The 24,513-nt window shown below is 62.9% G+C and carries 18 protein-coding genes and 3 pseudogenes; 10 read left to right on the top strand and 11 right to left on the bottom strand.

Going from position 1 to position 24,513, the window contains the following annotated elements; translation table 11 throughout:
• Positions 1-263: 263 nt before the first annotated feature.
• Positions 264-619 (bottom strand): annotated as a pseudogene (locus IVA92_RS31495) (tripartite tricarboxylate transporter permease); the annotation flags it as partial.
• Between the two features lie 141 nt (positions 620-760).
• On the opposite strand from IVA92_RS31495, the pseudogene IVA92_RS31490 reads away from it, so the two are divergent.
• Positions 761-987: pseudogene (locus IVA92_RS31490) on the top strand (IS5/IS1182 family transposase); the annotation flags it as partial.
• A 43-nt stretch (positions 988-1,030) separates the two neighbouring features.
• On the opposite strand, the gene IVA92_RS31485 reads toward IVA92_RS31490, so the two are convergent.
• Positions 1,031-3,331: a M10 family metallopeptidase C-terminal domain-containing protein gene (locus tag IVA92_RS31485; protein ID WP_247278808.1), complete on the bottom strand. Its 2,301-nt coding sequence runs from the start codon at positions 3,329-3,331 to the stop codon at positions 1,031-1,033.
• 291 nt (positions 3,332-3,622) lie between these two features.
• On the opposite strand from IVA92_RS31485, the gene IVA92_RS31480 reads away from it, so the two are divergent.
• Positions 3,623-3,835: a hypothetical protein gene (locus IVA92_RS31480; RefSeq protein ID WP_346015578.1), complete on the top strand. Its 213-nt coding sequence runs from the start codon at positions 3,623-3,625 to the stop codon at positions 3,833-3,835.
• Positions 3,836-3,967: 132 nt separating this feature from the next.
• The gene (locus tag IVA92_RS31475) at positions 3,968-5,161 is read left to right on the top strand and encodes a CoA transferase (protein WP_247278809.1); all 1,194 of its coding nucleotides are present in this window, start codon (positions 3,968-3,970) and stop codon (positions 5,159-5,161) included.
• Positions 5,162-5,259: 98 nt separating this feature from the next.
• Here IVA92_RS31475 and IVA92_RS31470 read toward each other — a convergent pair whose 3' ends face one another.
• From IVA92_RS31470 to IVA92_RS31460, 3 genes are all read right to left on the bottom strand, one after another.
• Complete coding sequence (locus IVA92_RS31470; RefSeq protein WP_247278810.1) at positions 5,260-6,783, bottom strand: tripartite tricarboxylate transporter permease; 1,524 nt, start codon at positions 6,781-6,783, stop codon at positions 5,260-5,262.
• A gap of 11 nt (positions 6,784-6,794) precedes the next feature.
• Positions 6,795-7,337, bottom strand: a complete 543-nt coding sequence (locus IVA92_RS31465; RefSeq protein ID WP_247278811.1) for a tripartite tricarboxylate transporter TctB family protein — start codon at positions 7,335-7,337, stop codon at positions 6,795-6,797.
• 180 nt (positions 7,338-7,517) lie between these two features.
• Positions 7,518-8,513: a tripartite tricarboxylate transporter substrate-binding protein gene (locus IVA92_RS31460; RefSeq protein ID WP_247473070.1), complete on the bottom strand. Its 996-nt coding sequence runs from the start codon at positions 8,511-8,513 to the stop codon at positions 7,518-7,520.
• 343 nt (positions 8,514-8,856) lie between these two features.
• Between IVA92_RS31460 and IVA92_RS31455 the strand changes: the two genes are divergently transcribed.
• Positions 8,857-9,819: a UDP-glucuronic acid decarboxylase family protein gene (locus tag IVA92_RS31455; RefSeq protein ID WP_247278812.1), complete on the top strand. Its 963-nt coding sequence runs from the start codon at positions 8,857-8,859 to the stop codon at positions 9,817-9,819.
• A gap of 57 nt (positions 9,820-9,876) precedes the next feature.
• On the opposite strand, the pseudogene IVA92_RS31450 reads toward IVA92_RS31455, so the two are convergent.
• Positions 9,877-10,303 (bottom strand): annotated as a pseudogene (locus IVA92_RS31450) (tripartite tricarboxylate transporter substrate binding protein); the annotation flags it as partial.
• Positions 10,304-10,771: 468 nt separating this feature from the next.
• On the opposite strand from IVA92_RS31450, the gene IVA92_RS31445 reads away from it, so the two are divergent.
• From IVA92_RS31445 to IVA92_RS31435, 3 genes are all read left to right on the top strand, one after another.
• Complete coding sequence (locus tag IVA92_RS31445) at positions 10,772-10,939, top strand: hypothetical protein (RefSeq protein WP_247278813.1); 168 nt, start codon at positions 10,772-10,774, stop codon at positions 10,937-10,939.
• Between the two features lie 143 nt (positions 10,940-11,082).
• Positions 11,083-12,027, top strand: coding sequence for a hypothetical protein (locus tag IVA92_RS31440; RefSeq protein ID WP_247278814.1), 945 nt, complete (start codon positions 11,083-11,085; stop codon positions 12,025-12,027).
• 177 nt (positions 12,028-12,204) lie between these two features.
• Positions 12,205-13,764 (top strand): AAA family ATPase, encoded by a 1,560-nt coding sequence (locus tag IVA92_RS31435; RefSeq protein ID WP_247278815.1) that lies wholly within the window; start codon positions 12,205-12,207, stop codon positions 13,762-13,764.
• A 185-nt stretch (positions 13,765-13,949) separates the two neighbouring features.
• Here the strand turns inward: IVA92_RS31435 and IVA92_RS31430 are convergent, their stop codons facing one another.
• The 5 genes from IVA92_RS31430 to IVA92_RS31410 all read right to left on the bottom strand — a co-directional run bounded on the left by IVA92_RS31430 (position 13,950) and on the right by IVA92_RS31410 (position 20,001).
• The gene (locus tag IVA92_RS31430) at positions 13,950-15,065 is read right to left on the bottom strand and encodes a hypothetical protein (RefSeq protein WP_247278816.1); all 1,116 of its coding nucleotides are present in this window, start codon (positions 15,063-15,065) and stop codon (positions 13,950-13,952) included.
• A gap of 138 nt (positions 15,066-15,203) precedes the next feature.
• A complete protein-coding gene (locus IVA92_RS31425; RefSeq protein WP_247278817.1) occupies positions 15,204-15,845 on the bottom strand; it encodes a hypothetical protein in 642 nt (213 codons plus the stop codon).
• Positions 15,846-16,537: 692 nt separating this feature from the next.
• Positions 16,538-17,335, bottom strand: coding sequence for an enoyl-CoA hydratase/isomerase family protein (locus tag IVA92_RS31420; protein ID WP_247278818.1), 798 nt, complete (start codon positions 17,333-17,335; stop codon positions 16,538-16,540).
• 122 nt (positions 17,336-17,457) lie between these two features.
• Positions 17,458-18,657 carry an aminotransferase class V-fold PLP-dependent enzyme gene (locus IVA92_RS31415; RefSeq protein ID WP_247278819.1) on the bottom strand — a complete coding sequence of 400 codons (1,200 nt, stop codon included), beginning with the start codon at positions 18,655-18,657 and terminating at the stop codon, positions 17,458-17,460.
• 141 nt (positions 18,658-18,798) lie between these two features.
• Complete coding sequence (locus tag IVA92_RS31410; protein WP_247278820.1) at positions 18,799-20,001, bottom strand: alanine--glyoxylate aminotransferase family protein; 1,203 nt, start codon at positions 19,999-20,001, stop codon at positions 18,799-18,801.
• A 134-nt stretch (positions 20,002-20,135) separates the two neighbouring features.
• Here IVA92_RS31410 and IVA92_RS31405 point away from each other — a divergent pair, with 134 nt between their 5' ends.
• From IVA92_RS31405 to IVA92_RS31395, 3 genes are all read left to right on the top strand, one after another.
• Positions 20,136-20,867, top strand: coding sequence for a GntR family transcriptional regulator (locus tag IVA92_RS31405; protein ID WP_247278821.1), 732 nt, complete (start codon positions 20,136-20,138; stop codon positions 20,865-20,867).
• Positions 20,868-20,979: 112 nt separating this feature from the next.
• On the top strand, positions 20,980-23,955 hold the full coding sequence (locus IVA92_RS31400; protein WP_247278822.1) for an FAD-binding and (Fe-S)-binding domain-containing protein: 2,976 nt from the start codon (positions 20,980-20,982) through the stop codon (positions 23,953-23,955).
• Entirely contained in the window at positions 23,948-24,376 is a 429-nt protein-coding gene (locus tag IVA92_RS31395; RefSeq protein ID WP_247278823.1) for a heme-binding protein, read from the top strand. Before IVA92_RS31400 ends, IVA92_RS31395 begins: the two co-directional genes overlap by 8 nt.
• The last annotated feature ends 137 nt before the right edge of the window (positions 24,377-24,513 follow it).

The raw sequence follows: 24,513 nt of genomic DNA, 5'->3' as shown, positions 1-24,513 counted from the left end.
GTCTACACGCGCATCGGAAATAGCGCTCTTGTGAAAGTGCGAACTCATCCATCCGGCCGTTGAGGCGATACGTTCCAGGGGATGCTCCGCCAGCAAAGGTGTTGCCCAACAACGTCACCTTGGGCATTCTGGTGATGAGGTTCATCGAAACAGCGACGGTCTGCCTAGCCTCTTTCCCAACAACACGGACGAACAATGTGCTGCCACTTCTGCCGACGATGACATGATAGAATGTATCCGGACGTCAAAGAAATCGTGCTGCTGACAGCAACCACCGATCCGATGAAAGAGGAGGTGAACGCCGCGGTCAGAGCTGCCGCCGCCCTGCCCTGCTGCGGCATCGGATAGCCGTCCGACCTGGGCTCACCGGGAATGTTGAACAGGATCGAAGTAATCGCTCCGCCGAACAGCGCGTCCCAACGAAACGACAGCATCACGATCGCCGATGTCGGATCCATCGTGAAGGTGAGCGGCAAGAGGATTGTCACGCCGTTGGGGCCCCGAGCTCGGGCAGCACGCCAACGAAGATGCCGAGCACCAGCCCGACCATTATCAGCACCAGCGTCTTCCACGTCAGTAGGATGGCAAAACCGTGAAGCAAAAGTCCGAAAGCTTCCATCGCCGACCCGCCTAGAGCGGAAGGCCGCTTCGAGCGATCCCTTCGGCATGATGACGTCGACGGTGATGTCGAAGCTGATGAACATGATCGCCGTGAACGCAACAGCGGTGAGCGGCGACTTTCCACAGCGCGATAGGCAGTGTCCTGATGGGCGATGCGGCGTACGATTCCGATGCGTTGCAGTCCGCCATCGGCGCAAAAAGGCGCATAAGCCGTCTCCCGAACAACCCCTCACGGGCAATCAAACATCACTCAACAAATTTCTGTTAGCCGAGCGTCACGTGGTCGAATACTGGTTCTCTAAACTGAAGCGGTTCAGGCGCGTCGCAACGCGTTACGAAAAGACCGCCCGAACTTCGCCATCGTAGCGACGGCTGCCGCTGCTCTGGTTAACGTAATTGTCCACATCGCCTAATGGACAATGAAGTAGCCCGGCGGGTCGGCCATATGAACGTTGATTGTATCCCGCCCTATGACGCCATCATGTAAATCGCTCCATTGATCGCTCGGCGTTTCGCGCAAGAGCTCCGTCAGCTGTTTGCTGATAGCAACCAAAGCCAATCCATCAGGCGCAACAATTTCCGAGTTTCCGGCATTTGCCACGTCCCCATCGATGCCCGGGGGAAGTACAAGACTATCGTTGCCAGCTCCGATCCTGGGCCCTTGTGATGTGGGACTTGGAGTCTCGTCCACTTTGGTCAAGCCGGCGGCTTCGACCACGGTTACGCTCGCCGCAGGTATGCCGATCACAGCGTCGGCGTTGAGGTCCTGCTGGAAGCTGCTCTCAAACGCTTCAAGGATCGCACTGCTTCCTGAGACGACCGCGGTCGCAGAAGAGACATAGTTGCCGTTGCTGTCGGCATTCCAGACTGAGTACTGATCCGAACCGATCACCTTCCAGGCAATCTGATATCCGTTTGCCGTCTGCTCCGCCCCGATCGGCGTCCAGGCTCCAACCTGAGTGGATGCAGCAAAAGGCGTTCCGGCATATTTGACTGATGGGCCCGTACCGCCGCTGACCGGATCGAGAAAATAGTAGCTGCCGATCTGGTCCAATTTGGTCAAGCCGGCGGCTTCGACCACGGTTACGCTCGCCGCAGGTATGCCGATCACGGCGTCGGCGTTGAGGTCCTGCTGGAAGCTGCTCTCAAACGCTTCAAGGATCGCACTGCTTCCTGAGACGACCGCGGTCGCAGAGGAGACATAGTTGCCGTTGCTGTCGGCGTTCCAGACTGAGTACTGATCCGAACCGATCACCTTCCAGGCAATCTGATATCCGTTTGCCGTCTGCTCCGCCCCGATCGGCGTCCAGGCTCCAACCTGAGTGGATGCAGCAAAAGGCGTTCCGGCATATTTGACTGATGGGCCCGTACCGCCGCTGACCGGATCGAGAAAATAGTAGCTGCCGATCTGGTCCAGTTTGGTCGAGCCGGCGGCTTCGATGACCATCGGCGGGATCACCGAGGAGCCCGCGATCGTGCGATCTGCAAACTGGAAATATTCCACCCCAGTCACGGTGTCGGTGCCGTCAGGCGAACCGGAACGCTGGTCGATGATTGTAAAGATTTGCGTCGCCGAGTCATAGGAGATGGCGTAGTTGGCTTCGCTGCCCGAATACATCGCCGTGTCAGTACCGGAGCCGCCGATGATGGTGTCGTTGCCGCCACCCCCGGTTATCCTATCGTTGCCGAAGCTGCCGTTCAGCGTGTTGGCAATGGCGTTGCCTACCAACGTGTCGTTGCCGGAGCCGCCGATGGCATTGTCGATATAGGAACGGGCGTCACCGTTATAGAGATAGGCGTTGTAGACGTTGCCGGATGCGTAATGGCCATCGCCGAGATAGGCCAGTTGAACGGAGGAGAATACCGACGACGCGCCGGGGTTGAGGTTAATGCTCAGGTTCGTCGTGTAGGTCGACAGGTCGTAAGTATCGACGCCGCCGCCGTCCCAGACCGTCTCGTAGATTCGATTGGCCGAGCCGCCGACGCCGCCGCCCGGCGCGAGCTGCCCGATGCCATTGATGAACTCCTGGCCCGTGGTCGGATTCCAGGTGTAGACCGTGTTGCTGCTCTGGGTCGTGAAGTTCGCGCCGTACATCGTCTGCAGCGTGAGGATGTCGTTGGCCATGTAGGTCTGCGGATATCCGTAGGCCTCATTGGTGTATCCGCTCGTGGTGGAAGCGCCGACATAGCTGCGATAGCTCATGACGGTATATTCGCTGTCGTCGTGCGCGGTCGGCACCGCGACGTTGGCGGGGCCGCCGGTCTCCTGGCTATGCTTGAGGCCGAAGGCATGGCCAAGCTCGTGGAGCGCGGTCGTGAAGTAATAATTGCCGAGCTTGGCGAGCGAGTAGTTGTATTGAGTCCCGAACCAGATGTCGCCGCCGGACGCATAATTGCCGGGGTAGTAGGCGTAGGAGGTCGGATTGGCGGAGGGCGACTGCGCGATCATGATGTCGGCGCCGTTCGTGCCCGCGTACCGGACGTTGGCGTTGGTGTAGCTGTTGATCAATCCGACGGCGTAGTTGATCGCCGTCTGCATCTGGGTCGGCGCCGAGGCGAAGCCCGACGTGGTCGGCTCGCTGCTGCCGCCCGTGTAGTCGCTGGACGAATCCGGGAAACTATAGGTGATCGCGCCCGACCATTTGTAGCCCGACAGCAGACCATCGATATCGGCGTTGTTGGTCTTCGTGACCGTAACTGCGGTTGCCAAATCCAATCTCCGAAGCAGCAGGCCCCATCCATTCGAGGGATTAACAGATTATTCTAGCTAGAGGATTAAGCGTTTGGTTTAAATGGGGCGAGACCGCTCGGACCTATGCCATAATGCGCTGTTTAGCTATGAGATCCAGTAGTCATACGGGGCACGAGCAAAAGCTTCGGTTCCCGCGGAACGCGTAATTTGCAGGGGTTCATGAAACGACGTTCCCTCGCGGCCGGCCTGTTTTGCGTCCTTGCGGCGTACGCTGGATTCGATCACACGCCTTACGGAGGACTGCCCGTCATGGTGGAGAACGCCAATGCGCATGACAGCGGAAAGGCGGGCCGCTCGCCCACCATGCCAATGGCCCGCGATCCTGCCATTGCGATGGCCGAGGAATACGAAGCCGCCCGCCGGAAGGGAACGCGGGAGGCCTTTGAGCTCTTCATCGCACGCCACGGCGATGACCCGTTGGCCGAGAAGGCGCGCGCGGAACTGAAGCGCCTGTCGCGCTGATCCCTTCACGCAGCGCAGCAAACCGCGCCAGCCACTGCATTTCGACAGGCGACATCCGCGCCGGCCCAGACTTGTCGCAAGGTCTTTCGACACTATGGTAGGGGCCGCAATCTGTCCCGGAGCCCTTTCACGATGCCCTTTCCGCATGCCTCGGAAGCCCTGTCGCGCTTCACCGTGCTCGATCTGACCCGGGTCCGCTCCGGGCCGACCTGCGTGCGGCAGCTCGCGGATTGGGGCGCCAATGTCATCAAGATCGACGCGCTGACTGAGGATGCCGGTGGCGAGCAGCCGGGCGGACCCAGGCGGGGTTCCGACTTCCAGAATTTGCACCGTAACAAACGGGCGATGACGCTGAACCTGAAAGACGAGCGCGGGCTCGCCCTGTTCAAGCGCCTTGCCGCCAGGGCCGACGTCGTGGTCGAGAATTTCCGCCCCGACGTGAAGAAGAAGCTCGGCATCGACTATGAGAGCCTCGCCGCGATCAACCCGCGCATCGTCTATGGCAGCATTTCCGGGTTCGGCCAGGACGGCCCCTATCACAAGCGGCCGGGCTTCGATCAGATCGCGCAGGGCATGGGCGGGCTGATGTCGATCACCGGCGCGCCGGGCGGAGGACCGATGCGGGTCGGCATTCCCGTCGCCGACCTCACGGCGGGCCTGTTCTGTGCCATGGGCATTCTCACCGCGCTGCTCGAGCGCGAGGTCTCCGGCAAGGGCCAGTGGGTGCAGACCTCGCTGCTCCAGGCCCAGATCTTCATGCTCGACTTCCAGGCCGCGCGCTGGCTGATGGAGAAGGAGGTCGCCAAGCAGGCCGGCAACAATCACCCGACCAGCATCCCGACCGGCGTGTTCAGGACCTCGGACGGCTACATCAACATCGCGACCACGGGCGGGCGGATCTGGGAGCGCTGCGCCCAGGCGATCGGCGCGCCGGAGCTCGTCAGCAATCCCGACTACGCGACGGCCCCTGCGCGCTCCAGGAACCGCGACGCGCTCAACGCCGAGATCGAGAAGCGCACCGTGACGAAGTCGACCGAGACCTGGGTCCGTGAGCTCAACGAGGCCGGAGTGCCCTGCGGGCCGATTTATGCCATCGACCAGATGTTCGAGGACGCACAGGTCAAACATCTCGGCATCGCGCAGGACGTGCAGAACGGCGAGGACCGCCACATCCGTCTGGTCGGCCAGCCCGTGACGCTGTCGCGCACGCCGAGCAAGATGGTGGCGCGGCCGCCGGAATTCGGCGAGCAGACCGACGAGGTGCTGAAGGAGTTCGGCTTCGGCGCCGACGAGATTGCCAAGCTCAGGGACGCCAAGGTGGTGTGAACGTCACGCGGCACCGTCTCCAACGACAAAGCCCGGCGCGAGCCGGGCTTTGCATCTTGTTGACGCTCTGTCATTTTAATACTTCGCTATCCAAGAGATTATGCTTCGCGCGATGTCGCCCTGGTCCGATGCGTCCAACCAACACGGGCGAGCAGGCCGTCAATTACGGGCCAGAACAGCAGCACGATGGCCAGCGTCGTGATCGAGCCGACCAGCCCGTTCGACCAGAACACCTTCAGTGTCCCGCCGGAGCCGATCATGGACAGGCGGAAGGCATCCTCGGCGCGGTTGCCGAGCACGAGCGCGAGCGTGAACGGCGCCAGGGGAATGCCGATCTTCTTGAAGACGTAGCCGACGATGCCGAAGCCGAGCATCAGCCAGATGTCGAACATCGCGTTCTGGATCGCATAGGCACCGATCGCGCAGGACACCACGATCATTGGCGCCACCGCCGCAAACGGCACGCGCAGGATCGAGGCGAAGATCGGCACCGTCGTCAGCACCAGCGCGAGACCGACGACGTTGCCGAGATACATCGAGGCGATCAGGCCCCAGACGAAATCCTTGTGCTCGACGAACAGCAGCGGGCCAGGATTGAGCCCCCACACCATCAACCCGCCGAGCAGGATGGCCGCGGTGCCGGAGCCGGGAATGCCGAGCGCCAGCATCGGCAGCAGCGCCGAGGTGCCGGACGCATGCGCCGCCGTCTCAGGCGCGAACACGCCCTCGATGCGACCCTTGCCGAAACCCTCGGGATTCTTGGCGAAGCGCTTGGCGAGGTTGTAGCCCATGAAGGACGCCGCAATCGCGCCGCCGGGGGTAATGCCGAGCCAGCAGCCGATGAAAGACGAGCGCAGCAGCGTCAGCCAATATTTGGGCAAGTCCTTCCAGACGCTGAGCACGACGCGGAGCGAGATGCTCGCCGCATGCCCGCGCAGCGCCAGCCGTTCCTCCATCGTCAGCAGGATCTCGCTGATGCCGAACAGGCCGATGACCGCGACCAGGAAGTTGATGCCGCGCAAAAGCTCGGCCGAGCCGAAGGTCATGCGCAGATTGCCCGAGACCGTATCCATGCCGACGCCGGCGAGCAGGAGACCCAGCGACATCGAGATGACGGTCTTGTGCTTGGCTTCCCGCCCGAGGCCGACGAAGGAGCAGAAGGTCAATAGATACACCGCAAAGAACTCGGGCGGCCCGAACTTCAGCGCAAAGGACGAGATCATCGGCGCCAGGAAGGTGATCAAGAGCACCGCGACCAGTGAGCCGATGAAGGAGGACGTGAACGCCGCGGTCAGCGCCTCCGCCGCCCTGCCCTGCTGCGCCATCGGATAGCCGTCGAAGGTGGTCGCGACCGACCAAGCCTCGCCGGGGATGTTGAACAGGATCGAGGTGATCGCGCCGCCGAACAGCGCGCCCCAATAGATGCAGGACAGCATCACGATCGCCGAGGTCGGATCCATCGTGAAGGTGAGCGGCAACAGGATCGCAACGCCGTTGGGGCCGCCGAGCCCCGGCAGCACGCCGACGAAGATGCCGAGCACCAGCCCGACCAGCATCAGCATGAGTGTCTTCCACGTCAGCAGGACCGCGAAGCCGTGAATCAGGAGACCAAACGCTTCCATCGCGATCCGCCCTAGCGCCCGAGGGCCGCTTCGAGCGGCCCTTTCGGCATGATGACGTCGAAGGCGATGTCGAAGGTGACGAACATGATCGCCGTGAACACGAAGGCTGTGAGCAGCGACTTCCACAGCGCGATCTTGCCGACGAAGCGCATGAAGCCGGAGATCAGGAGGAAGCTCGCGACATAGAGGCCGAGGAATTGGGTCAATAGGCAGAACAGCAGCGTCGGCACGAACACCGCCATCACGCGGCGGGCTTGCGCCCGGGTGACAAAGGTCTCGCGCGGCGCGCGGTGCGCGAGGAGTGCCGCGATCAGACCGTAGAGGCTGCCGCCGCCGAGGATGACGCAGAGATAGAACGGGAAATAGCCGGGCTCGGGCCCGGTCGCATCCCAAGCCGCACCGGTACGCCAATTATCGTAGGCGAGCGTGACCGCGAGGGCCAGCAGCATGAGGCAGACGACGATCTCGATCGTGCCGGAGGAAACGACGGAGGGGGAGTCGTCCTCAGGCGCGGTCGGATCGTCGACGACGATTTCAAGATCGGTTTGGGACATTACCTGTCACGGACGGAGTGCGTTCAATTCCCCCTCTCCCCGCTTGCGGGGACAGGGTCGGGTGAGGGGAGTCTCCGGGGAGCCAGTGAGAGTTGGACTCGCGGAGAGTCCCCCCTCACCCGGATCGCGTCTTCAATGCAATCCGACCTCTCCCCGCAAGCGGGGCGAGGTGACAAGCAGCTACTTCGCGACGAATCCGGCTTCCGTCATCAGCGCCTTGTTGATGGCATCGTCCTCCTCGAGGAACTGCACCATGTCCTTGCCGGTGAGGAAGATCGGCTTCAGGGCCTGCTTCTCCATATAATCCTTGTACTCGGCGGTCTGTGTCACCTTGTGGAAGAGATCGACATAGAACGCCTGCTGCTCCGGCGTGACTTTGCCGGGCAGGAACATCGCGCGCAGCATCAGGTACTGGACATCGACGCCCTCCTCCTTGCAGGTCGGGATGTCGGCCCAGGACTGCGTCTCGGTCACTTTGGTGGTGTAGGCGATGCGCTCCTTGTCGAACACGCAGAGCGGACGCACCTGGCCCGCGCGCCAGACTTCGAGATTTTCGGAGGGGTTGTTGACGTTGGCTTCGGTGTGGTTGCCGACCAACTGGGTCGCCGCCTCGCCGCCGGACTTGTAAGGCAAATAGGAGAATTTCGCGCCGGTCTTCTGCTCGAGGAAGACGGTCAGCACGTGATCCTCACGCTTGGAGCCGGTGCCGCCCATCTTGAACGGCGAGCTAGCCGCTTTCGCGGCTGCCACGAACTCCTTCACCGTCTTGGGACCTGCGCTGTTGTCCCACAGCACGAATTGGTCGAGCGCGATCACCGAGACCGGGGTCAGCTCGCGCCAGTTGAAGGGGATCTTCGCCGACAGCGGCAGCATGTAGATCAGCGAGTAGGCGATCAGCACCTTGTTCGGATCGCCCTCGCTGGACTTCATGTACATCAGCGCTTCCGCGCCCGATGCGCCGCCCTTGAGCGAGACGACTATCGGCTGCTTCATCAGATTGTTCTTCTGGATTGCGGCCTGCATCATCCGCGCCATCTGGTCGGAGGCGCCACCCGCGCCCGCCGCCACCACGATCTCGACGGGCTTTGCCGGTTCCCAGCCGGCAAAGGCCGGCGTGCTCAACAACAGCGCCGTCGCCGCGCCGATGGCCTTCACTGGAATTCGCACGAGTTTCATCCCCTGATGTTTTTTGAGTTGTGGTGCGGAAAAAATATCCCTGCATTGTGCGGACTAATACTGACGAGTTCAAGCAGGCGGGCAATTCAGCGCATATGACTTTCGACTGACGAAGCCGAAAGCTTATGATATCTTACCTGCCCTTCCAATTCGGCCTGCGCTTGTTGAGGAAGGCGTCCATGCCTTCGCGGAAATACACGCTAATCTAGGCCTTCAGGATCAGGTTCACTTTCGAAGGATCATAAGCGGAATGCAAGCCTATTGGCCTTTCCGCCCGTAGCAGATACCACTCTGCCGGCCTCCCCGGATGAGTCCGCCCCCGATATCCCTGCTGGAACCGATCATGCCGTTTGAAAGCTACAACAACAGTCGCATCCTCGTGACCGGAGGCGCCGGCTTCATCGGATCGCATCTCTGCGAGCGACTGCTCGAAGCGGGGGCCGAGGTGGTGTCCGCGGACAATTATTTCACCGGCAGCCGGCGCAACATCGCCCATCTGATCGCAAATCCACTGTTCGAGGCGGTCCGGCACGACGTCACCTTCCCGCTCTACATTGAGGTTGACGCGATCTTCAACCTGGCCTGCCCGGCCTCGCCGATCCACTATCAGCGGGATCCCGTGCAGACCACAAAGACCTCCGTGCATGGCGCGATCAACATGCTCGGCCTCGCCAAGCGACTGAAGGCGCGCATCTTCCAAGCCTCCACCAGCGAGGTCTATGGCGATCCGCTGATCCATCCCCAGACCGAGGATTATTGGGGCAACGTCAATCCGATCGGAATCCGCTCCTGCTACGACGAGGGTAAGCGCTGCGCCGAGACGCTGTTCTTCGACTACTGGCGTCAGCACGGCCTGCCGATCAAGGTCGCGCGCATCTTCAACACCTACGGCCCGCGCATGCAGCCCAACGACGGACGCGTGGTGTCGTCCTTCATCGTCCAGGCGCTCAAGGGCGAGCCGATCACCGTATTCGGCGACGGCGGGCAGACCCGCTCCTTCTGCTATGTCGACGATCTCGTCGAGGCCATTACGCGGCTGATGGTGACACCGGAAGACATCACCGGCCCGATCAATCTCGGCAACAACTCTGAGTTCACGATCCGCGAACTCGCCGAAAAGGTCATCAAGCTCACGGGCTCGCGTTCGACGCTGGCGTTCAAGCCGCTGCCGCAAGACGACCCGCGGCAGCGACAGCCCGACCTTGCCAAGGCGAAGGCGGCGCTGAACTGGGAGCCGAAGGTCGCGCTCGAGGATGGGCTGAAGGAGACGATCGCCTACTTCAAGCGCTCGCTTGAACTGATCTGATTCCGCGCGCAGCTTTCACCGTCCGCAACACGCCCTACGCAATGCGCGCGCTGCGATCGCGGCCGCGACGAACTCCTTCATCGTCTTGGGACATCGTCTTGGGACCTGCGCTGTTGTCCCACAGCACGAACTGGTCGAGCGCGATCACCGACATCGGGGTCAGCTCGCGCCAGTTGAACGGGATCTTCGCCGACAGCGGCAGCATGTAGATCAGCGAATAGCCGATCAGCAACTTGTTCGGATCGCTTTCGCTGGACTTCATTTACATCAGCGCTTCTGCGCCCGATGCGCCGCCCTTGAGCGAGACGACCATCGGCTGCTTCATCAGATTATTCTTCTGGATCGCGGTCTGCATCATCCGCGCCATCTGATCGGAGGCCCCGCCAGCGCCCGCGGCCACCACGATCTCGACAGGCTTCGTTGGCTCCCAGCCGGCAAAGGCGGGAGCAGATGCCAATGCTCCTGCACTGCAAGCGACCATCATCAGTTTTCGCACGCGTCTCTTCCCTGTGGTTCTATTGCTGACAAGCTCGGCACGTCCCTGTCTCGGCAAGTAATGGCACGTTCGGGCAATTGCGCCATGTGACTTTGGGCGGAACTTGAGGTTGGGGCGACGAGTCGCGGTTCACCCGCACTTGCGGCCACGCTCCCAGAGCGGATCCATAGACAAAGTTCTCACGCGAGAACGAGACGATGGTTCAAAACAATCGATCTTCAACCAAAGCTCCTTTCCTGCACGTGGCCTCTCGATTACGATAGGCTGCGCCGCCGCACTCAAACGAACCGAAGCGGCGTTAACCATTCCGCTAAAAATTTATGCCACCGCCGCTGGCTTTTCTCAGATCCGCGTTCTACATTTGTGCTGCCATCGCAATGAACGCGAAGGCGGCCGCCGCCGATGTTGCAGCACCGGACGACGGCCTGACCACAACAGACTAACCAGGAGTCCATCATGGCTAAGAGCCATTATACCGCCGATTCGGCGATCGTTTCCGCTTTCAAGCTCGCTGTTTACGGAGACCGGGGTTCCCCCCGGGAGCAGGCCGTGCTCGCTTTGCACGCGCTCGCGCGCCACAAGTCGGCGAACGAGGCAATGGCCTTGCCTTCGCCCTCGAACTAGCACCGCCATACTCACCCCCGATTTCGATCCGCGGACCTATGACGCGCCAGCGTGACGTGGCCGCACCGCGCACTTGCCCGTTCGAGCCGGGTGCCGTGCTGCCCGTCGGAACGAGGATCTTCATAAGCCCCAGGAGTTCTTCAATGTCGTTGTTCAAGAGCAAGGCCGTGCTGGCCCGCAGCACCACGCACATCTACCGGCCGTACGGCGGCATTGCCGATGTGCGCGAGGTCACCGACCGCGCCGCCCATGTCCGGGTTCTCGACTTTCCGTGGACCCTGATTTCGGACCTCATCGCAAGCGAGGTTGCCTGCCCCGCCTTCTACACCATGGTCGGCTCGGGGCGCATCTATCTCGGAGAGACCAACAATCTCGGCCGCCGGTTGGGAGAACATGCCGCCGATCCCCAGAAGGCCTTCGTGCAGAGGATCTTTGTTGTCAGGGGCGCCGAAGGGTTCCGCTTCACCAAGGACACGGCTGTCTATCTGCAGTACACGTTGACGCAGACCGCCAGGGCGTGCAGCGCGTTGCAGGTGGTGGCGGGTTGCCCGCCCCGCTTGCCCGAAGTCGACCCGCTCGACGTTCCGCTTTTGGAGCGCATCCTGGAGGACAGCAAGCGGCTTCTGTTCGACGCCGGCCTCGCCGCTTTCGAGCCCTCGCCGTTCGCCAACGCGCACGAGCAGGTCGCTGAGGTCTCCGCGTCCGAAACCGTCGAGGCGGACGAGACCGGTCCGATGGAAATCGGTGTCGATTTGCCGCGCGGCGGCAGCGAGTTCGAGCTTCGGTATGACGATACGCTGTGGGCACACGGCTATCCCGCCGGCGACCGCTTCGTGGTGGCCGCCGGTTCGGACATCCGCATCACCACGAATCCGAGCGCGAGCGCGGTCAACCGCGCCCGCCGCGCGGCACTGTTCGATGCTGGCGTATTGAGCCCGATCCCAGGAGCCTCCGATCGCATGCGCCTGACGGTCGACGTCGCTCTGCCCTCGATGGCGATCGCCGCCGCCGTGGCGTGCGGCGCCCATGTCGACTCTTCGAAGTGGCGGGCGATCGATCCCAATCAGCGCCCCCTGATGCACCTCTAGTACGGATCTCGACGTTGCACGCTCCCGGGAGCGTGTGACGTCGGTCTCTCACCGCATGGCGGCACTTCACCGCCCATCGAGATCCGAAGCACCAAGCATTGCCTTCCGTGCCTGTCGAGGTCGGTCACGGCACCGATCGGTTCGGCCGGTTGCAGCGACGCATTCAGGGGCAAGACGATGACCGACGATACGGACGACACGCCGTTCACCGATTTCGATCTGGATCTCCTCGAGGGAGCGGCTGAGGATTCGGCCGCGAGCGACGACGAACTCGCCATGCTGCCGCGAATTCTGCGTTATGGGCTGCTCGCCTCGCGCGGCGTCAATTCGGTCCATCGGCGTCTTGCTGCAGAGATCGAGGAAAGCTGTCCCGGCTTACCCTTCACCGCCGCATGGCTCGGCATGCCCAATGCCGAAACGGGTCACAGGCTCGCGGCGGAGCTCGACCACCGCGCCGTCGCCGAAGACAAGAGTGAGCTGCGGGGACTTGCCGATTGCATCCGCCTGACCTCGCTGATACTGCCCCGCGATCGGGCTCTCATCGAGGACCATCGCCGTGTCGCTCGAGCGCTGCTCGCCGCGCTGCGCAAGCTCGACCACGACAGCCCCCCTCACCTCGCCGCCGAGGCAGAGGCGGTGACCTATGGCTGGGCAGCCTTGCCGGTCTGTGCGGACGACGTCACCAGAACCTTTCAGACCCCGGCCGCGACCGCCGCGGCGGCTCTGGGTGCGCGCATGGCAACATATCGGATGGAGGCCGCCACCGCCAAAATCTCGGCGCAAGCCACCAGGGAACGCGTGGAACGGACCAAAGCCGATCTCGCCGTGGCTCCCGTGAAGGGCAATGGACGCGGCGATACGCCGGCGCCGAACGGCCAGGTTGTGGTCGCCCAATTGGATTCGGCAGAGTTCTCGCGCCATAGGCTCAAGGACATCGTCGCGCCCCTGAGTAAGGTCATCAATATCCCCTTGCCGCTCGTCGCCATGCCTCCTCTCTCCGAAGTGCGTCGAGCACTGCTGGCCGAGTTTCCGTATGCGGCCGTCGTCGTCGACTTCGTCCTCGCCGATCTCGTCGGTCGGGCAACGGTGAGAGTAAGCCCATTGCTGTTGAGCGGCGAACCGGGGTCGGGCAAGACGCGGTTTGTGGAGCGCATGTTCCATCACCTCGGAGTATCTCTCTGGCGCACCGATGCCACGGCAGTCGACGGCTCGGCTTTCGGTGGCACCGACCGGCGCTGGTCGAGCGCCCAGGTCTGCCGCCCCATGTTGGCGATCGCCCGCGCAGGCCACGCCAACCCCGGGATCCTGATCGATGAAATCGACAAAACCGCGGTTGGCCGCGAATATGGCCGGTTGCTCGACTGCCTGCTGGCCTTCCTGGAATTGGAGACCGCGCGTCAATACCCTGATCCTGCTCTGCAGACCGCACTGGACCTGCGTCATGTTTCCTATGTTGCCACCGCCAATCACCCCGACACGCTGCCTTCCCCATTGCGCGATCGATTTCGGCACATCGAATTTCCCAGGCCCACCGCCGAGGACCTCGAGGCCCTGCTGCCTGCCGTGATCGCCGACATCCTGCGCGATCGTGGTCTCGACCGTCGCTGGATGATCCCGTTCACGACTACGGAAAAAGAGGCCATCGCGCGCCATTGGCATGGCGGCTCGGTCCGTCGCTTGCGTCGCATCGTAGAGGTCGTGATGCGCGAGCATGACGCTTGGGCCGCTCGCAATTGAGCGATGTCGTGCGATTGCTGCATCCTGCCGACGCACAATCGTTTTGTGCACAGGTTGCGCTCGAGTGCGCGCCGCCACAGACACCCTGCATCGGAAACGCCCGAACGATCTTTTGCTCTCGCCCTGACCTTCCCCCGAAACGGCACGTCGCCCAGTTGGCGTCCAACAGTCAGGAGTTAAGACCGTCAGCGATCCGACTTGGTCTTCAGCTTGCGACGATTTGCGAGCTGCCTCGCGCGGTCGATGCTGCCGGTGCGAGGCTCTCTGGCGGCTTCGATCCTCACGTAGCCGACCAGCTTCCGACCATGCTGGTGATGGCCGTAATGAGACTGGGTCTTGTCGGTACCGTGGCCGGCAGCAATAGCGACCTCCCTTCCGGCCCCGTAAGTTGCCTTCAGGTCCGCCACAACCTGGTTCCTTACGACGTAGGGCGTGATGGAAACCGCGTCGCGAAGAACGCGCTCGCCGAGCCTGCCAAGCGCTTTGCGGAAAGCATCGGTCGAAGCGATCGTCACCACCGAGCACCCGCCCGCGCACAAGTCGGCAAGATACTGCGCCGGCCCTCCGACAATGATCCAGTCTACGGTTATCGTGCTGCGGCCGGTGCCATATCGGCCGCGATGGCTCTTGGCGGGTGTATATTCGATCGCGAGCTCATTATCTCGCACGGAAAGACGAACGCCCACCCGATGCACGTTGTTGCGCAGCCCTTCAGTCAGCTCTTCGGGCCTGATCGGAGCGATCAAGCAAACCGCGAGCGCCGCTCGATATTTCCAGTCCGTGGGAACCCCGTCCCACAATTCTCTCGTCCAGTCGCCCCCTCTCTTGTGCAGGACTGCCAAGACGTCCTTCTTTCCGCCCGAGCCGCCGCCGGATTCTTCACCCTCTTCCGTCTCTTCGGTCTTGGACGGTTTCCAACGGGAAGGTCCGTTCTCGAAGGGCAGAACGCCAGGCTCGCAAGGGGGCTCGAGCGCCAAGGCCTTCTCGACCAGGACCAACATCCGATGGAGCCGGCGCGCATAGTCCAGAGCGAGATCTGCGTCTTCCCGTTCTGCGGCATCGTAGCAGGCCCAGAACAGGTTGATCAGAGAAATCCTGGCTCCAGTATGAAATGCAGCACGGGAAAAATAGAAGCCGCCGCGGCTGATCTCCGGCCGCAACGGATCGAGATTGCCCGATGCCAGCATGCGCTCGAACTCCGCGAGGTAGGCATCGAGCGCGTTCGGGCTGACTTCGCGCTTGGGAATGCGCTCGCAACATGCCAGCGTACGCTCCAGCAGTGTCCGGACGTTTACGTTCATTGCTGGTCCAGCCTCCTTATTGTCGGACGCCAAGCGTCCGGAAAAACGGGACAAGCGATCGCCGCGCCAACGATGGGTGCGTTGATGAAGGACATCAGCGCTTCGCCAGGAGACCGGCAATCCTTACCGCGGAATGAACTAACCGAAGACCGTCTGGGGAAGCGGACGAGGAACAACCGGTGCCTCGGTCGCGCCGCCAAGCAGACCGCACTTCCTTCCCAGTTCGCCGATCGCCGAAGACTTGGCGTCAGCCAGGAAGCCGACGAACGCCGCGAGCTGAGCGGACGACAGCGCGGAGGTCAGCATGAAGGCCAGCCGGTCGATCTCCTCCGAAGAGATCTCGCCGTGGCGGCGCCGCGCGCCGGCGTCTTTCGCGTCTTTCATGCGCTCCACGACGATCGCGATCGTCGGAATGTTGCCAGCGGCGATTTCGGCCAAGATCGCCTGCACCACTTCGGAATCGGCATCCTTGGCAGCGAGCTTATAGGCGACGCCGGGGGGCACTTGAGAGACGACCTCCTCGCCGAGACGGTCCGCCAACTTTGCAAGGCACATGTAGTGCTGCGCCATTCGAGGATTCAGATCGAGAGCTTCGACGCAGTAGGTGGCGAACTCACCCCGCTTAAGCTTGGACTTCACCGCGATCAGCGCCTTGCCGGCCTCGATGTTGCGTTCGGTGGAAGATCGGAAAGACGCCCGGATCTGGATCGTCAGATGCCGAACTTCTTCGCGGCACTCGGCGGGAATCTTGGTGAAGTCGTAATTCTCAACGTCCCTCATGCGGTCCCTCTCACGCTGAAATCCTGTGGACCCCCCGCAGGACTGTCGCCCTACCCCGCAAGAAAGATTAGAGCGCTTCGGAATTCCGTCAAGGCAATTTGATTAACTCAAACAAAAAATCTTAAAAAGCGAAACTGTTTCGCTTTCGGAAATATGTAAATACCAAAAGCACTACTTTGGTGCTTTGCATATCAGCTAGTCGTCGGCACCAAGCCAAGCATGATGAGAGCTCGTAACCAAACTAATCTCCATCCACTATGCATCTATCAGAATTGGAGATGCGGCGTGCGTCCAACAGACCGATGGCAGCCTGTTTGGCACGAGGATCGAGTGCACATACCGATGAATTCCTGCACCAGGATTTTCTTCGTAACGGCCGAGGTGATTTCGGAAATTCGTTGGCCGGCCACAGTCGGCGCTCATCTCTGCGAACGCTTGGCGAGTCCAACCGGTGGAGGCAGGTCGATTTCGCAACGTTGCATAATCAGCGTAGAATAGTCTGCTGAACGGTTTCGACGTAGGCGCCGAAAAGCACGCGCTTCGACTGGCCCGATAAAGCGCCGGCCGCCTGCGGCGCTCCAGAAGATCCTACGCGCTGAAAGTTTCGGTCAATCGTCGCGCGAATTGGATACCGAAGCAGAAAACGAAACTGTTTCGCTTTCTCGATCAGGATCGCTCTTTGAGCAAATTCCCTACTTGCCCTTCCAGTTCGGCGTGCGCTTGTTGAGGAAGGCATCCATGCCCTCGCGAAAATCCTCGCTCATATAGGCCTTCAGGATCAGGTCCTCGCCCTCCTCGCGCGACAGCGTGCGGCGGATGCGACGCACCGCCTCCTTGGTCGCCTCCAGCGTCAGCGGGGCATGGCTGGCGACGAGCTTTGCGGTCTCGTCGGCGCGGCGCTGCAGCGTCTCGATGTCAGGCACGACCTCGCTGAGCAGGCCGAGCGCCAGGGCCTCGGGCGCCTCGACCAGGCGCGCCTTGAAGATCAAATCCTTGGTGCGGGCGGGACCAACCAGCGCGACGACGCGGCTGATGTTCGACATCGACAGGCAATTGCCGAGCGTTCGCGCGATCGGAAAGCCGATCCGCGTCGTCTCGGTGCCGATGCGGAGATCGCAGCAGGCTGCAATGCCGGCGCCGCCGCCGGTGCAAGCTCCCGCAATCGCAGCGATCACGGGCACGCGGCACTGCTCGAGCGTGCCGAGCACGCGGTCGATACGGGCCTCGTAGTCGAGCGCGTCCTGCGCGGTCTTGAAGGCGCGAAACTGCGAGATGTCAGTGCCGGAGGCAAATGCCTTGTCGCCGGCCCCGGTCAGGATCAGCGCCTTGATCGAGCGGTCGGCGTTGATCTCCTGGCAGATCTCCGCCATGCGCTCGTACATGGCGAAGGTCAGCGCATTGCGCGCCTGCGGGCGGTTGAAGGTGATCCGCGCGATGCCGTCCTGGACGGAGTAGAGCAGGTCTTCGTTGGCGGTCGCAGGTAGGTTCATCGCGCGCTCTCTTCAGTTCAACTGCAGCATGATCCGGAAAAGTGTGCAGCGGTTCTCCGAAAAAGATCATGCTCAAACGATAGATCCAAAGCGCGACGAAGCTTGTTGCGCTTTAGAGTGGTTCAGGCGACCTGCGCCTTGGCCATCGGCCTCACGTCGCGTCCCTTTAGGACGTCCATGGCCGCCAGCACGCCGCCGCCGCGGTGCGGGACTTTGGCGAGATCCAGCCCCATCTCGACGCCGGCCAGCGTGCCCATCAGCATCAGATCGTTGAAATGGCCGATATGTCCGATCCGGAACACCTTGCCCTTGACCTTGTTCAAGCCGGTGCCGAGCGACATGTCGAAATTCTCCAGCACCACCTTGCGGAAGTCGTCGGCGTCGTGGCCCTCGGGCATGCGCACGCCGGTCAGCGCCGGCGAATGCGCGTTGGCATCGGCGCACTGCGTCTCCAGCCCCCAGACCTTGACCGCGGCACGCGTCGCCACGCTGTGGCGCTTGTGGCGGGCCCATACGTTCTCGAGCCCCTCTTCTTCCAGCATCTTCACTGCCTCGCGCAGGCCGTACAGCAAGTTGGTCGCGGGCGTATAGGGGAAGGTGCCGAGCCTGTTGAAGCTGATAACCTCCTGCCAGTCCCAGTAGGAGCGCATGCCGGGGTTGGCCTTCGCCACCGCGAGCGCTTTCTCCGAGACGGCGTTGAAGCCGAGCCCCGGCGGCAGCATCAGACCCTTCTGCGAGCCGGCGACGGAGACGTCGATGCCCCAGGCATCGTGCTCGTATTCCATCGAGCCGAGGCCAGAGATGGTGTCGACCATCAGCAGCGCCGGATGCTTTGTGCGGTCGAGAATCTTGCGCACTTCGAGCGGCGGGGTCACGCAGCCGGTCGACGTCTCGTTGTGCACGACACAGACCCCCTTGATCGCGTGCTGCTTGTCGGCGGCAAGACGCTTCTCGATCTCGGCGAGATCGGCGCCATGACGCCAGTCGCTTGGAATGAAATCGACGTCCAGCTTGAACTTGTCGGCGATGCCGCGCCACAGCACGGCGAACTGGCCGGTCTCGCACATCAAAACCTTGTCGCCGGGCGCGAACACATTGACCATCGCCGCTTCCCAGGCGCCGGTGCCGGACGAGGGGAAGATGATCACGGGTTGCTTGGTGCGAAACACCCGCTGCATCGAGGCGAGGACCGCAAAACCGAGCTCGGCGAACTCCGGACCGCGATGGTCCAAGGTCGGCATGTCCATCGCCCGCAGCACCCGGTCGGGCACATTGGTCGGTCCTGGAATCTGTAAGAAATGCCTTCCAGTATGCACGGTCATCGGCGTCCTTCCCGGTCTAGCCTTGGTTTGTGGGCGCCGAATAGCACCATTTGACCGGCTTGTCCCCTCCTCCAAGAGGGTCCGTCCGTGCATAACGGGCCGACCTGCCCTCGGATACCCTCCCCTTTCACCGCGACCACCTTACGTGCCGACGACCTTCAGATGCGGCGATGCATTGCCCTGCGGGCGCTGCTCCAAGAGCTTCATCGCGACGTCGACCCCGCCGGAGCGATGCGGCACGCCCGCAACCGACAAGCCCATCTCGACGCCGGTGAGCGCGCCGAGCAGCGTCAGGGCGTTGCATTCGCCGAGATGGCCGATGCGGAAAACCTTTCCGGCGACCTTCGACAGGCCGGAGCCGAGCGACATGTTGTAATTGTCGAGCACCACTTTCCGGAACTGGTCGGCATCATGTCCCGGCGGCATCAGCACGGCCGTGAGCACCGGCGAGTACTCGGCCGGCTCCTGGCACAGGATCTCAAGGCCCCAGTGCTTGACGGCAGCGCGCGTCGCAGCAGCCAGCCGCTGGTGGCGAGCGAACACGTTGTCGAGGCCCTCTTCGAGCAGCATGGCGATCGCCTCGCGCAGGCCGTAGAGCAGATTGGTCGCCGGCGTGTAGGGGAAGAAGCCTTTCGCGTTGGGCTTGAGCATCTCCTCCCAGTCGAAATAGGAGCGCGGCATCCTGTTGGTCTTGGACGCGGCACGGGCCTTGTCCGAGATCGCGTTGAAGCCGAGACCGGGCGGCAGCATAAACCCCTTCTGCGAGCAGCTGACGCTGACGTCGACCTTCCACTCGTCGTGGCGGTAGTCGACCGAGCCGAGCGAGGAGATGGTGTCGACCATCAGGAGCGCCGGATGCGAGGCGCGATCGATCGCGGCGCGGATCTCGGCGATGCGGCTGGTCGCACCGGTCGATGTCTCGTTGTGCACGACCATGACGGCCTTGATCGCATGCGCGGTGTCATCGGTGAGCCTGGCCTCGATCACGGCGGGATCGGCGCCGCGGCGCCAGTCGCTCGGAACGAAATCGACCTCGATGCCGAAGCGCCCGGCCATCTGCCGCCACAGCGTGGCGAAATGGCCGGTCTCGACCATCAGCACCTTGTCGCCCGGCGACAGCGTGTTGACGATCGCGGCCTCCCAGGCGCCGGTCCCCGACGAGGGGAAGATCACGACGGGAGCTTTGGTCTGGAAAATCTTCTGGCTGCCTTCAAGCACGGCGCGGCCGAGCTCGGCGAATTCAGCGCTGCGGTGGTCGATGACCGGCATGTCCATCGCGCGCAGCACGCGCTCGGGGACCGGGCTCGGACCTGGAATCTGGAGGAAATGGCGTCCCTGATGCATGGAAACCTCCCGGTCGGTGGGACTCTCACCGGCCCCATCGGCTATTTTGCATTCATTTTTTGTCCTTTCAATCGAATTTTGGTATTCGATTGTGGCCGTCGACGCGACCAAACAGGCAAACTACTGTGCTGCAAATGAAATCCACGATTCCCAACACCGGGGTTCCGATTGCCCCGCCCGCCACAAATGGCGGCGACCGCCAGGAGGCCTCGCTTCATGGCGAGACCCTGCTGCGGCTGCGCGACTACGTGGTCGAGGGTAATATTCCGGAAGGTGGGCGCGTTCCCGAACGGCAGCTCTGCGAGATGCTCGGCATTTCGCGAACGCCCCTGCGCGAAGCCTTGAAGGTGCTTGCTGCCGAGGGGCTGATCGAACTTCTACCGAACCGCGGCGCGCGGGTGCGTCAGCTCAGCCAGCGCGACCTCGAGGAGCTGTTCGACGTGATGGCGGGATTGGAGAGCCTCGCCGGGCGCCTCGCCTGCGAAGCCATCACCGACGCGGAAATCACCGCGATCGAGCAGTTGCATTACGGGATGTACGGCCGCTACCTGCATCGCGACATGCACGGCTATTTCCAGGCCAACCAGCGGATCCACGAGAGCATCGTCGCGGCCGCGCGCAACGAGACGCTGAAGACGGCTTACGCCAACTTCGCCGGCCGGATCCGGCGCGTTCGCTACTCCGCCAATTTCGCACGCAAGCGGCAGCGCTGGGCGGAGGCGATGCGCGAGCACGAGGCCATTCTCGATGCGCTGCGCCGCCGGGCCGCGAGCGAGCTCAGCGACATCCTGTTCCAACACCTGCGCAACAAGCGGGCGGCCGCGATCGAGCACCTGACCGAGCCCCAAGAGAACGCACCGGCCTAGTCCTGAGGACGGCCGGGTTGCTCATTTTGAATTCACAATGTAATCGAACGCGAGACATAGTGAATAACTCAGCAAGGCTGGACCACCTCGCTGGATCGGTCCGGGATCAGGGATGACAAACGCCTCTTCGCTCGAACGGCGCTTGCGCGCGGAAATAACCGGCGACGTCCTGTTCGACGGTTTTAGCCGCGGTCGCTACGCCACCGACGCCTCGTTCTATCAGATCATGCCGGCCGGCGTGGTCGTGCCCAAGAGCATGGACGAGGCGCTACGGGCGCTCGCCATCGCCCGCGACGAGGGGCTGAAGGTCACCCCGCGTGGCGGCGGCACCTCGCAATGCGGCCAGACCGTCAATGATGGGCTCGTGGTCGACCTCTCCAAGCATCTGAACCGGATCCTGTCGCTCGACGTCGCGGGCCGGACCTGCGTGGTCGAGCCCGGCATCGTGCTCGACGACCTCAACCGCCAGCTCAGGAAGCACGGCCTGTGGTTTCCGGTCGACGTCTCCACGGCCTCGCGCGCCACCATTGGCGGCATGGCCGGCAACAATTCCTGCGGCGGCCGCTCGCTTCGCTACGGCACCATGCGCGACAACACGCTGTCGATGGAAGCTGCGCTCGCCGACGGCACGCTCAGCCGCTTCGGCGAGGTCTCGCGCGATCTCTCCGACGTCGAGGCCAGCGACAGCGCACGCGCCCTGTTCCGCGACATGCTCGATCTCGGGGCCCGCGAGGCCGAGGAGATCGCCGCGCGCTTTCCCAAGGTGCAGCGCCGCGTCGGCGGCTACAATCTCGATGCGCTGGTGCCGCGCAATGCACCCAACAACATGGCGCATCTCCTGGTCGGCTCCGAGGGCACGCTGGCCTTCACCACCAAGGTTGAGCTGAAGCTGTGGCCTGTGATCCGCAACAAGGCGCTCGGCGTCTGCCATTTCGGCAGTTTCTACGAAGCGATGGATGCGGCCCAGCATCTGGTCAGGCTCAAGCCGATCGCAGTCGAGCTGGTCGATCGCACCATGATCGCGCTCGGCCGCGACATCGCGATGTTCAAGCCGATCATCTCCGCCGCGATCAAGGGCGATCCAGACGCCGTGCTGGTGGTCGAATTCGCCGAGGAAGACCAGGCGGACAATCTGGCGCGCCTCAAGCAGTTGGGCGAGCTGATGGGCGATCTCGGCTTCGGCTGGAACAACGACAAGCGCAAATGGGGCGGAGTGGTCGAGATCACGGAGCCGGCGCTCCAGAGCGGCATCGCCGATTTCCGCGCCGCCGGCCTCAACGTCATGATGTCGATGAAGCAGGAGGGCAAGCCGGTCTCCTTCGTCGAGGACTGCGCCGTGCCGCTGCCACACCTCGCGGACTACACCGCACGGCTGAACGAGGTGTTTGCCAAGCATGGCACCAGCGGCACCATGTATGCGCATGCGTCCGAAGGCTGCCTGCATGTGCGGCCCGTGCTGAATCTCAAGTTGGAGAAGGACGTCAAGGCGATGCGCGCCATCGCCGAAGAGGCGTTTGCGCTGGTGCGCGAATACAAGGGCTCGCATTCCGGCGAGCATGGCGACGGCCTGGTGCGCTCCGAATTCCACGAGACCATGTTCGGTGAACGCCTCGTCGCCGACTTCAAGGACGTGAAGCAGCGCTTCGATCCCGACGGCGTTCTCAATCCCGGCAAGATCGTCGATGCGCCCAGGATGGACGACCGCTGGCTGTTCCGCTACCCGCCCGATTACGGGGTGGGCGAGCTGAAGACCAGGCTCGACTGGTCCGCCTATCCCGGGGCCGGCGGCGGTTTCCAGGGCGCGGTCGAGATGTGCAACAACAACGGCGCCTGCCGCAAGCTCGAGGGCGGCGTGATGTGTCCGTCCTACCGCGCGACACGCAACGAGAAGGACGTCACGCGCGGCCGCGCCAATACGTTGCGGCTGGCGATCTCCGGCCAGCTCGGCCCCAATGCGCTCTCCTCCAACGAGATGATGGAAACGCTAAAACTCTGCGTCTCCTGCAAGGCCTGCCGCCACGAATGTCCGACCGGCGTTGACATGGCCAAGATGAAGATCGAAGTGCTGGCCGCGCGCGCAGCGTCCCATGGCCTCACGTTGCGCGACCGCTTGGTCGGCTACCTCCCGCGCTATGCCGACCTTGCATCGCGTTTCTTGCCGCTGGCGAATTTGCGCAACAGCAGCCCGCTCTTGCGAAAGCTGTTCGAGCGCTTTGCCGGCATCAGCGCGCGCCGTGCCCTGCCCGCCTTCCGCAAGGATGTGTTCGTGCCGCCGGCTGACAGCGTGGGACCGGAGAGCGGCCGCGAAGTGGTTCTGTTCGCCGATACGTTCAACCGCATCTATGAGCGCGAAAATCTCGAAGCTGCCCTGCGCGTGCTTGCGGCCGGGGGCTATCGCGTGCATCTGCCGAAGCCGTCGAGCGGCAGTCGCGCGCCGTGCTGCGGCCGCACGTTCCTGTCAGCCGGCCTCGTCGACGAGGCCAATGCCGAGCTCGATCGTCTCGTGGCCACCTTCGCGTCCTTCGCCGCGCGCGGCGTGCCGATCATAGGTCTAGAGCCGAGCTGCCTCTTGACGCTCCGTGATGAGCTAGCCTCGCTACGCAAGGACAACGACGCCAACGCGGTCGGTGCCCACGCGCTGACTTTCGAGGAATTTCTGGTGCGCGAGGCCGAGGCCGGACGGCTGCAACTGCCGCTCGGTAACCTGGCCGACAAAGCCATTGTGCACGGCCATTGCCACCAAAAATCCTTCGGCGCCTTCAAGCCGGTCGAGCAGGTGCTGCGCCTCGTCCCCGGCCTTGAGGTCGAGACCATCGAATCGAGCTGCTGCGGCATGGCCGGCGCGTTCGGCTATGGTGCCGACACTTACGATGCCTCGATCCAGATGGCCGAACTGTCACTGCTGCCGGCCGTGCGGCGCGCGGACCAGACTACGCTGGTCGTCGCCGACGGCACCTCCTGCCGGCACCAGATCCACGACGGTGCCGGGCGCGAGGCCCTTCACGTCGCGCGGGTGCTGGCCATGAGCCTCGATCGCGACGGACCCAATTCCAGTTCTCCAGCTACAAAGGAAACCAGCCATGGCTGAGCTCACCCTCGACACCGCCCGCAAAATTCTCGACGCCGCCTTCGCGAAGGCCGGCGAGCTCAAGCTGAAGCCGGTGGTCGTCACCATCCTGGACGCGCGCGGCGTGCTCAAGCTCGCGGCTGCGCAGGACGGCACCAGCCTGATGCGCGGCGAGATCGCGCACGGCAAGGCCTATGGCGCGCTGGCGATGGGCATGGGCTCACGCGCGCTGTTCCAGCGCGCGCAGGAGCAGGCCTTTTTCATCGACGCGGTGAACACGATCGCCAAGGGCGCACTGGTGCCGGTCCCGGGCGGCGTGCTGATTATGGACGGCACGACGCTTCTCGGCGCCGTCGGTGTCTCCGGCGACACCTCCGACAATGACGAGGCCTGCGCGGTCGCGGGCATCCAGGCGGCGGGGTTGAAGGCGAACGCAGGCTAGGACTCACCGGCCGAATGACAAAAGAAGACAGCTAATCCGGATGCTGGTCGCTGATCCCTACCGATGCGATCCTAGAGACCGGCTGTGACGTTCTCGACGAGACGGTGGGGCTTGAGCATGGCTGTTCGCCGTCGCGC

This window comes from Bradyrhizobium sp. 154 (genome assembly GCF_023073875.1).
GTDB lineage: Bacteria > Pseudomonadota > Alphaproteobacteria > Rhizobiales > Xanthobacteraceae > Bradyrhizobium.
Note: the sequence above shows the minus strand (reverse complement) of the source record. Positions and strands in the feature narration are given on the sequence as shown.

What these genes read in the sequence shown, in the direction of transcription:
- IVA92_RS31480 (WP_346015578.1), top strand. Translation starts at nt 3,623, where the DNA reads ATGGTGGAGAACGCCAATGCGCATGACAGCGGAAAGGCGGGCCGCTCG.
- IVA92_RS31475 (WP_247278809.1), top strand. Translation starts at nt 3,968, where the DNA reads ATGCCCTTTCCGCATGCCTCGGAAGCCCTGTCGCGCTTCACCGTGCTC.
- IVA92_RS31470 (WP_247278810.1), bottom strand. Translation starts at nt 6,783, where the DNA reads ATGGAAGCGTTTGGTCTCCTGATTCACGGCTTCGCGGTCCTGCTGACG.
- IVA92_RS31465 (WP_247278811.1), bottom strand. Translation starts at nt 7,337, where the DNA reads ATGTCCCAAACCGATCTTGAAATCGTCGTCGACGATCCGACCGCGCCT.
- IVA92_RS31460 (WP_247473070.1), bottom strand. Translation starts at nt 8,513, where the DNA reads ATGAAACTCGTGCGAATTCCAGTGAAGGCCATCGGCGCGGCGACGGCG.
- IVA92_RS31455 (WP_247278812.1), top strand. Translation starts at nt 8,857, where the DNA reads ATGCCGTTTGAAAGCTACAACAACAGTCGCATCCTCGTGACCGGAGGC.
- IVA92_RS31445 (WP_247278813.1), top strand. Translation starts at nt 10,772, where the DNA reads ATGGCTAAGAGCCATTATACCGCCGATTCGGCGATCGTTTCCGCTTTC.
- IVA92_RS31440 (WP_247278814.1), top strand. Translation starts at nt 11,083, where the DNA reads ATGTCGTTGTTCAAGAGCAAGGCCGTGCTGGCCCGCAGCACCACGCAC.
- IVA92_RS31435 (WP_247278815.1), top strand. Translation starts at nt 12,205, where the DNA reads ATGACCGACGATACGGACGACACGCCGTTCACCGATTTCGATCTGGAT.
- IVA92_RS31430 (WP_247278816.1), bottom strand. Translation starts at nt 15,065, where the DNA reads ATGAACGTAAACGTCCGGACACTGCTGGAGCGTACGCTGGCATGTTGC.
- IVA92_RS31425 (WP_247278817.1), bottom strand. Translation starts at nt 15,845, where the DNA reads ATGAGGGACGTTGAGAATTACGACTTCACCAAGATTCCCGCCGAGTGC.
- IVA92_RS31420 (WP_247278818.1), bottom strand. Translation starts at nt 17,335, where the DNA reads ATGAACCTACCTGCGACCGCCAACGAAGACCTGCTCTACTCCGTCCAG.
- IVA92_RS31415 (WP_247278819.1), bottom strand. Translation starts at nt 18,657, where the DNA reads ATGACCGTGCATACTGGAAGGCATTTCTTACAGATTCCAGGACCGACC.
- IVA92_RS31410 (WP_247278820.1), bottom strand. Translation starts at nt 20,001, where the DNA reads ATGCATCAGGGACGCCATTTCCTCCAGATTCCAGGTCCGAGCCCGGTC.
- IVA92_RS31405 (WP_247278821.1), top strand. Translation starts at nt 20,136, where the DNA reads ATGAAATCCACGATTCCCAACACCGGGGTTCCGATTGCCCCGCCCGCC.
- IVA92_RS31400 (WP_247278822.1), top strand. Translation starts at nt 20,980, where the DNA reads ATGACAAACGCCTCTTCGCTCGAACGGCGCTTGCGCGCGGAAATAACC.
- IVA92_RS31395 (WP_247278823.1), top strand. Translation starts at nt 23,948, where the DNA reads ATGGCTGAGCTCACCCTCGACACCGCCCGCAAAATTCTCGACGCCGCC.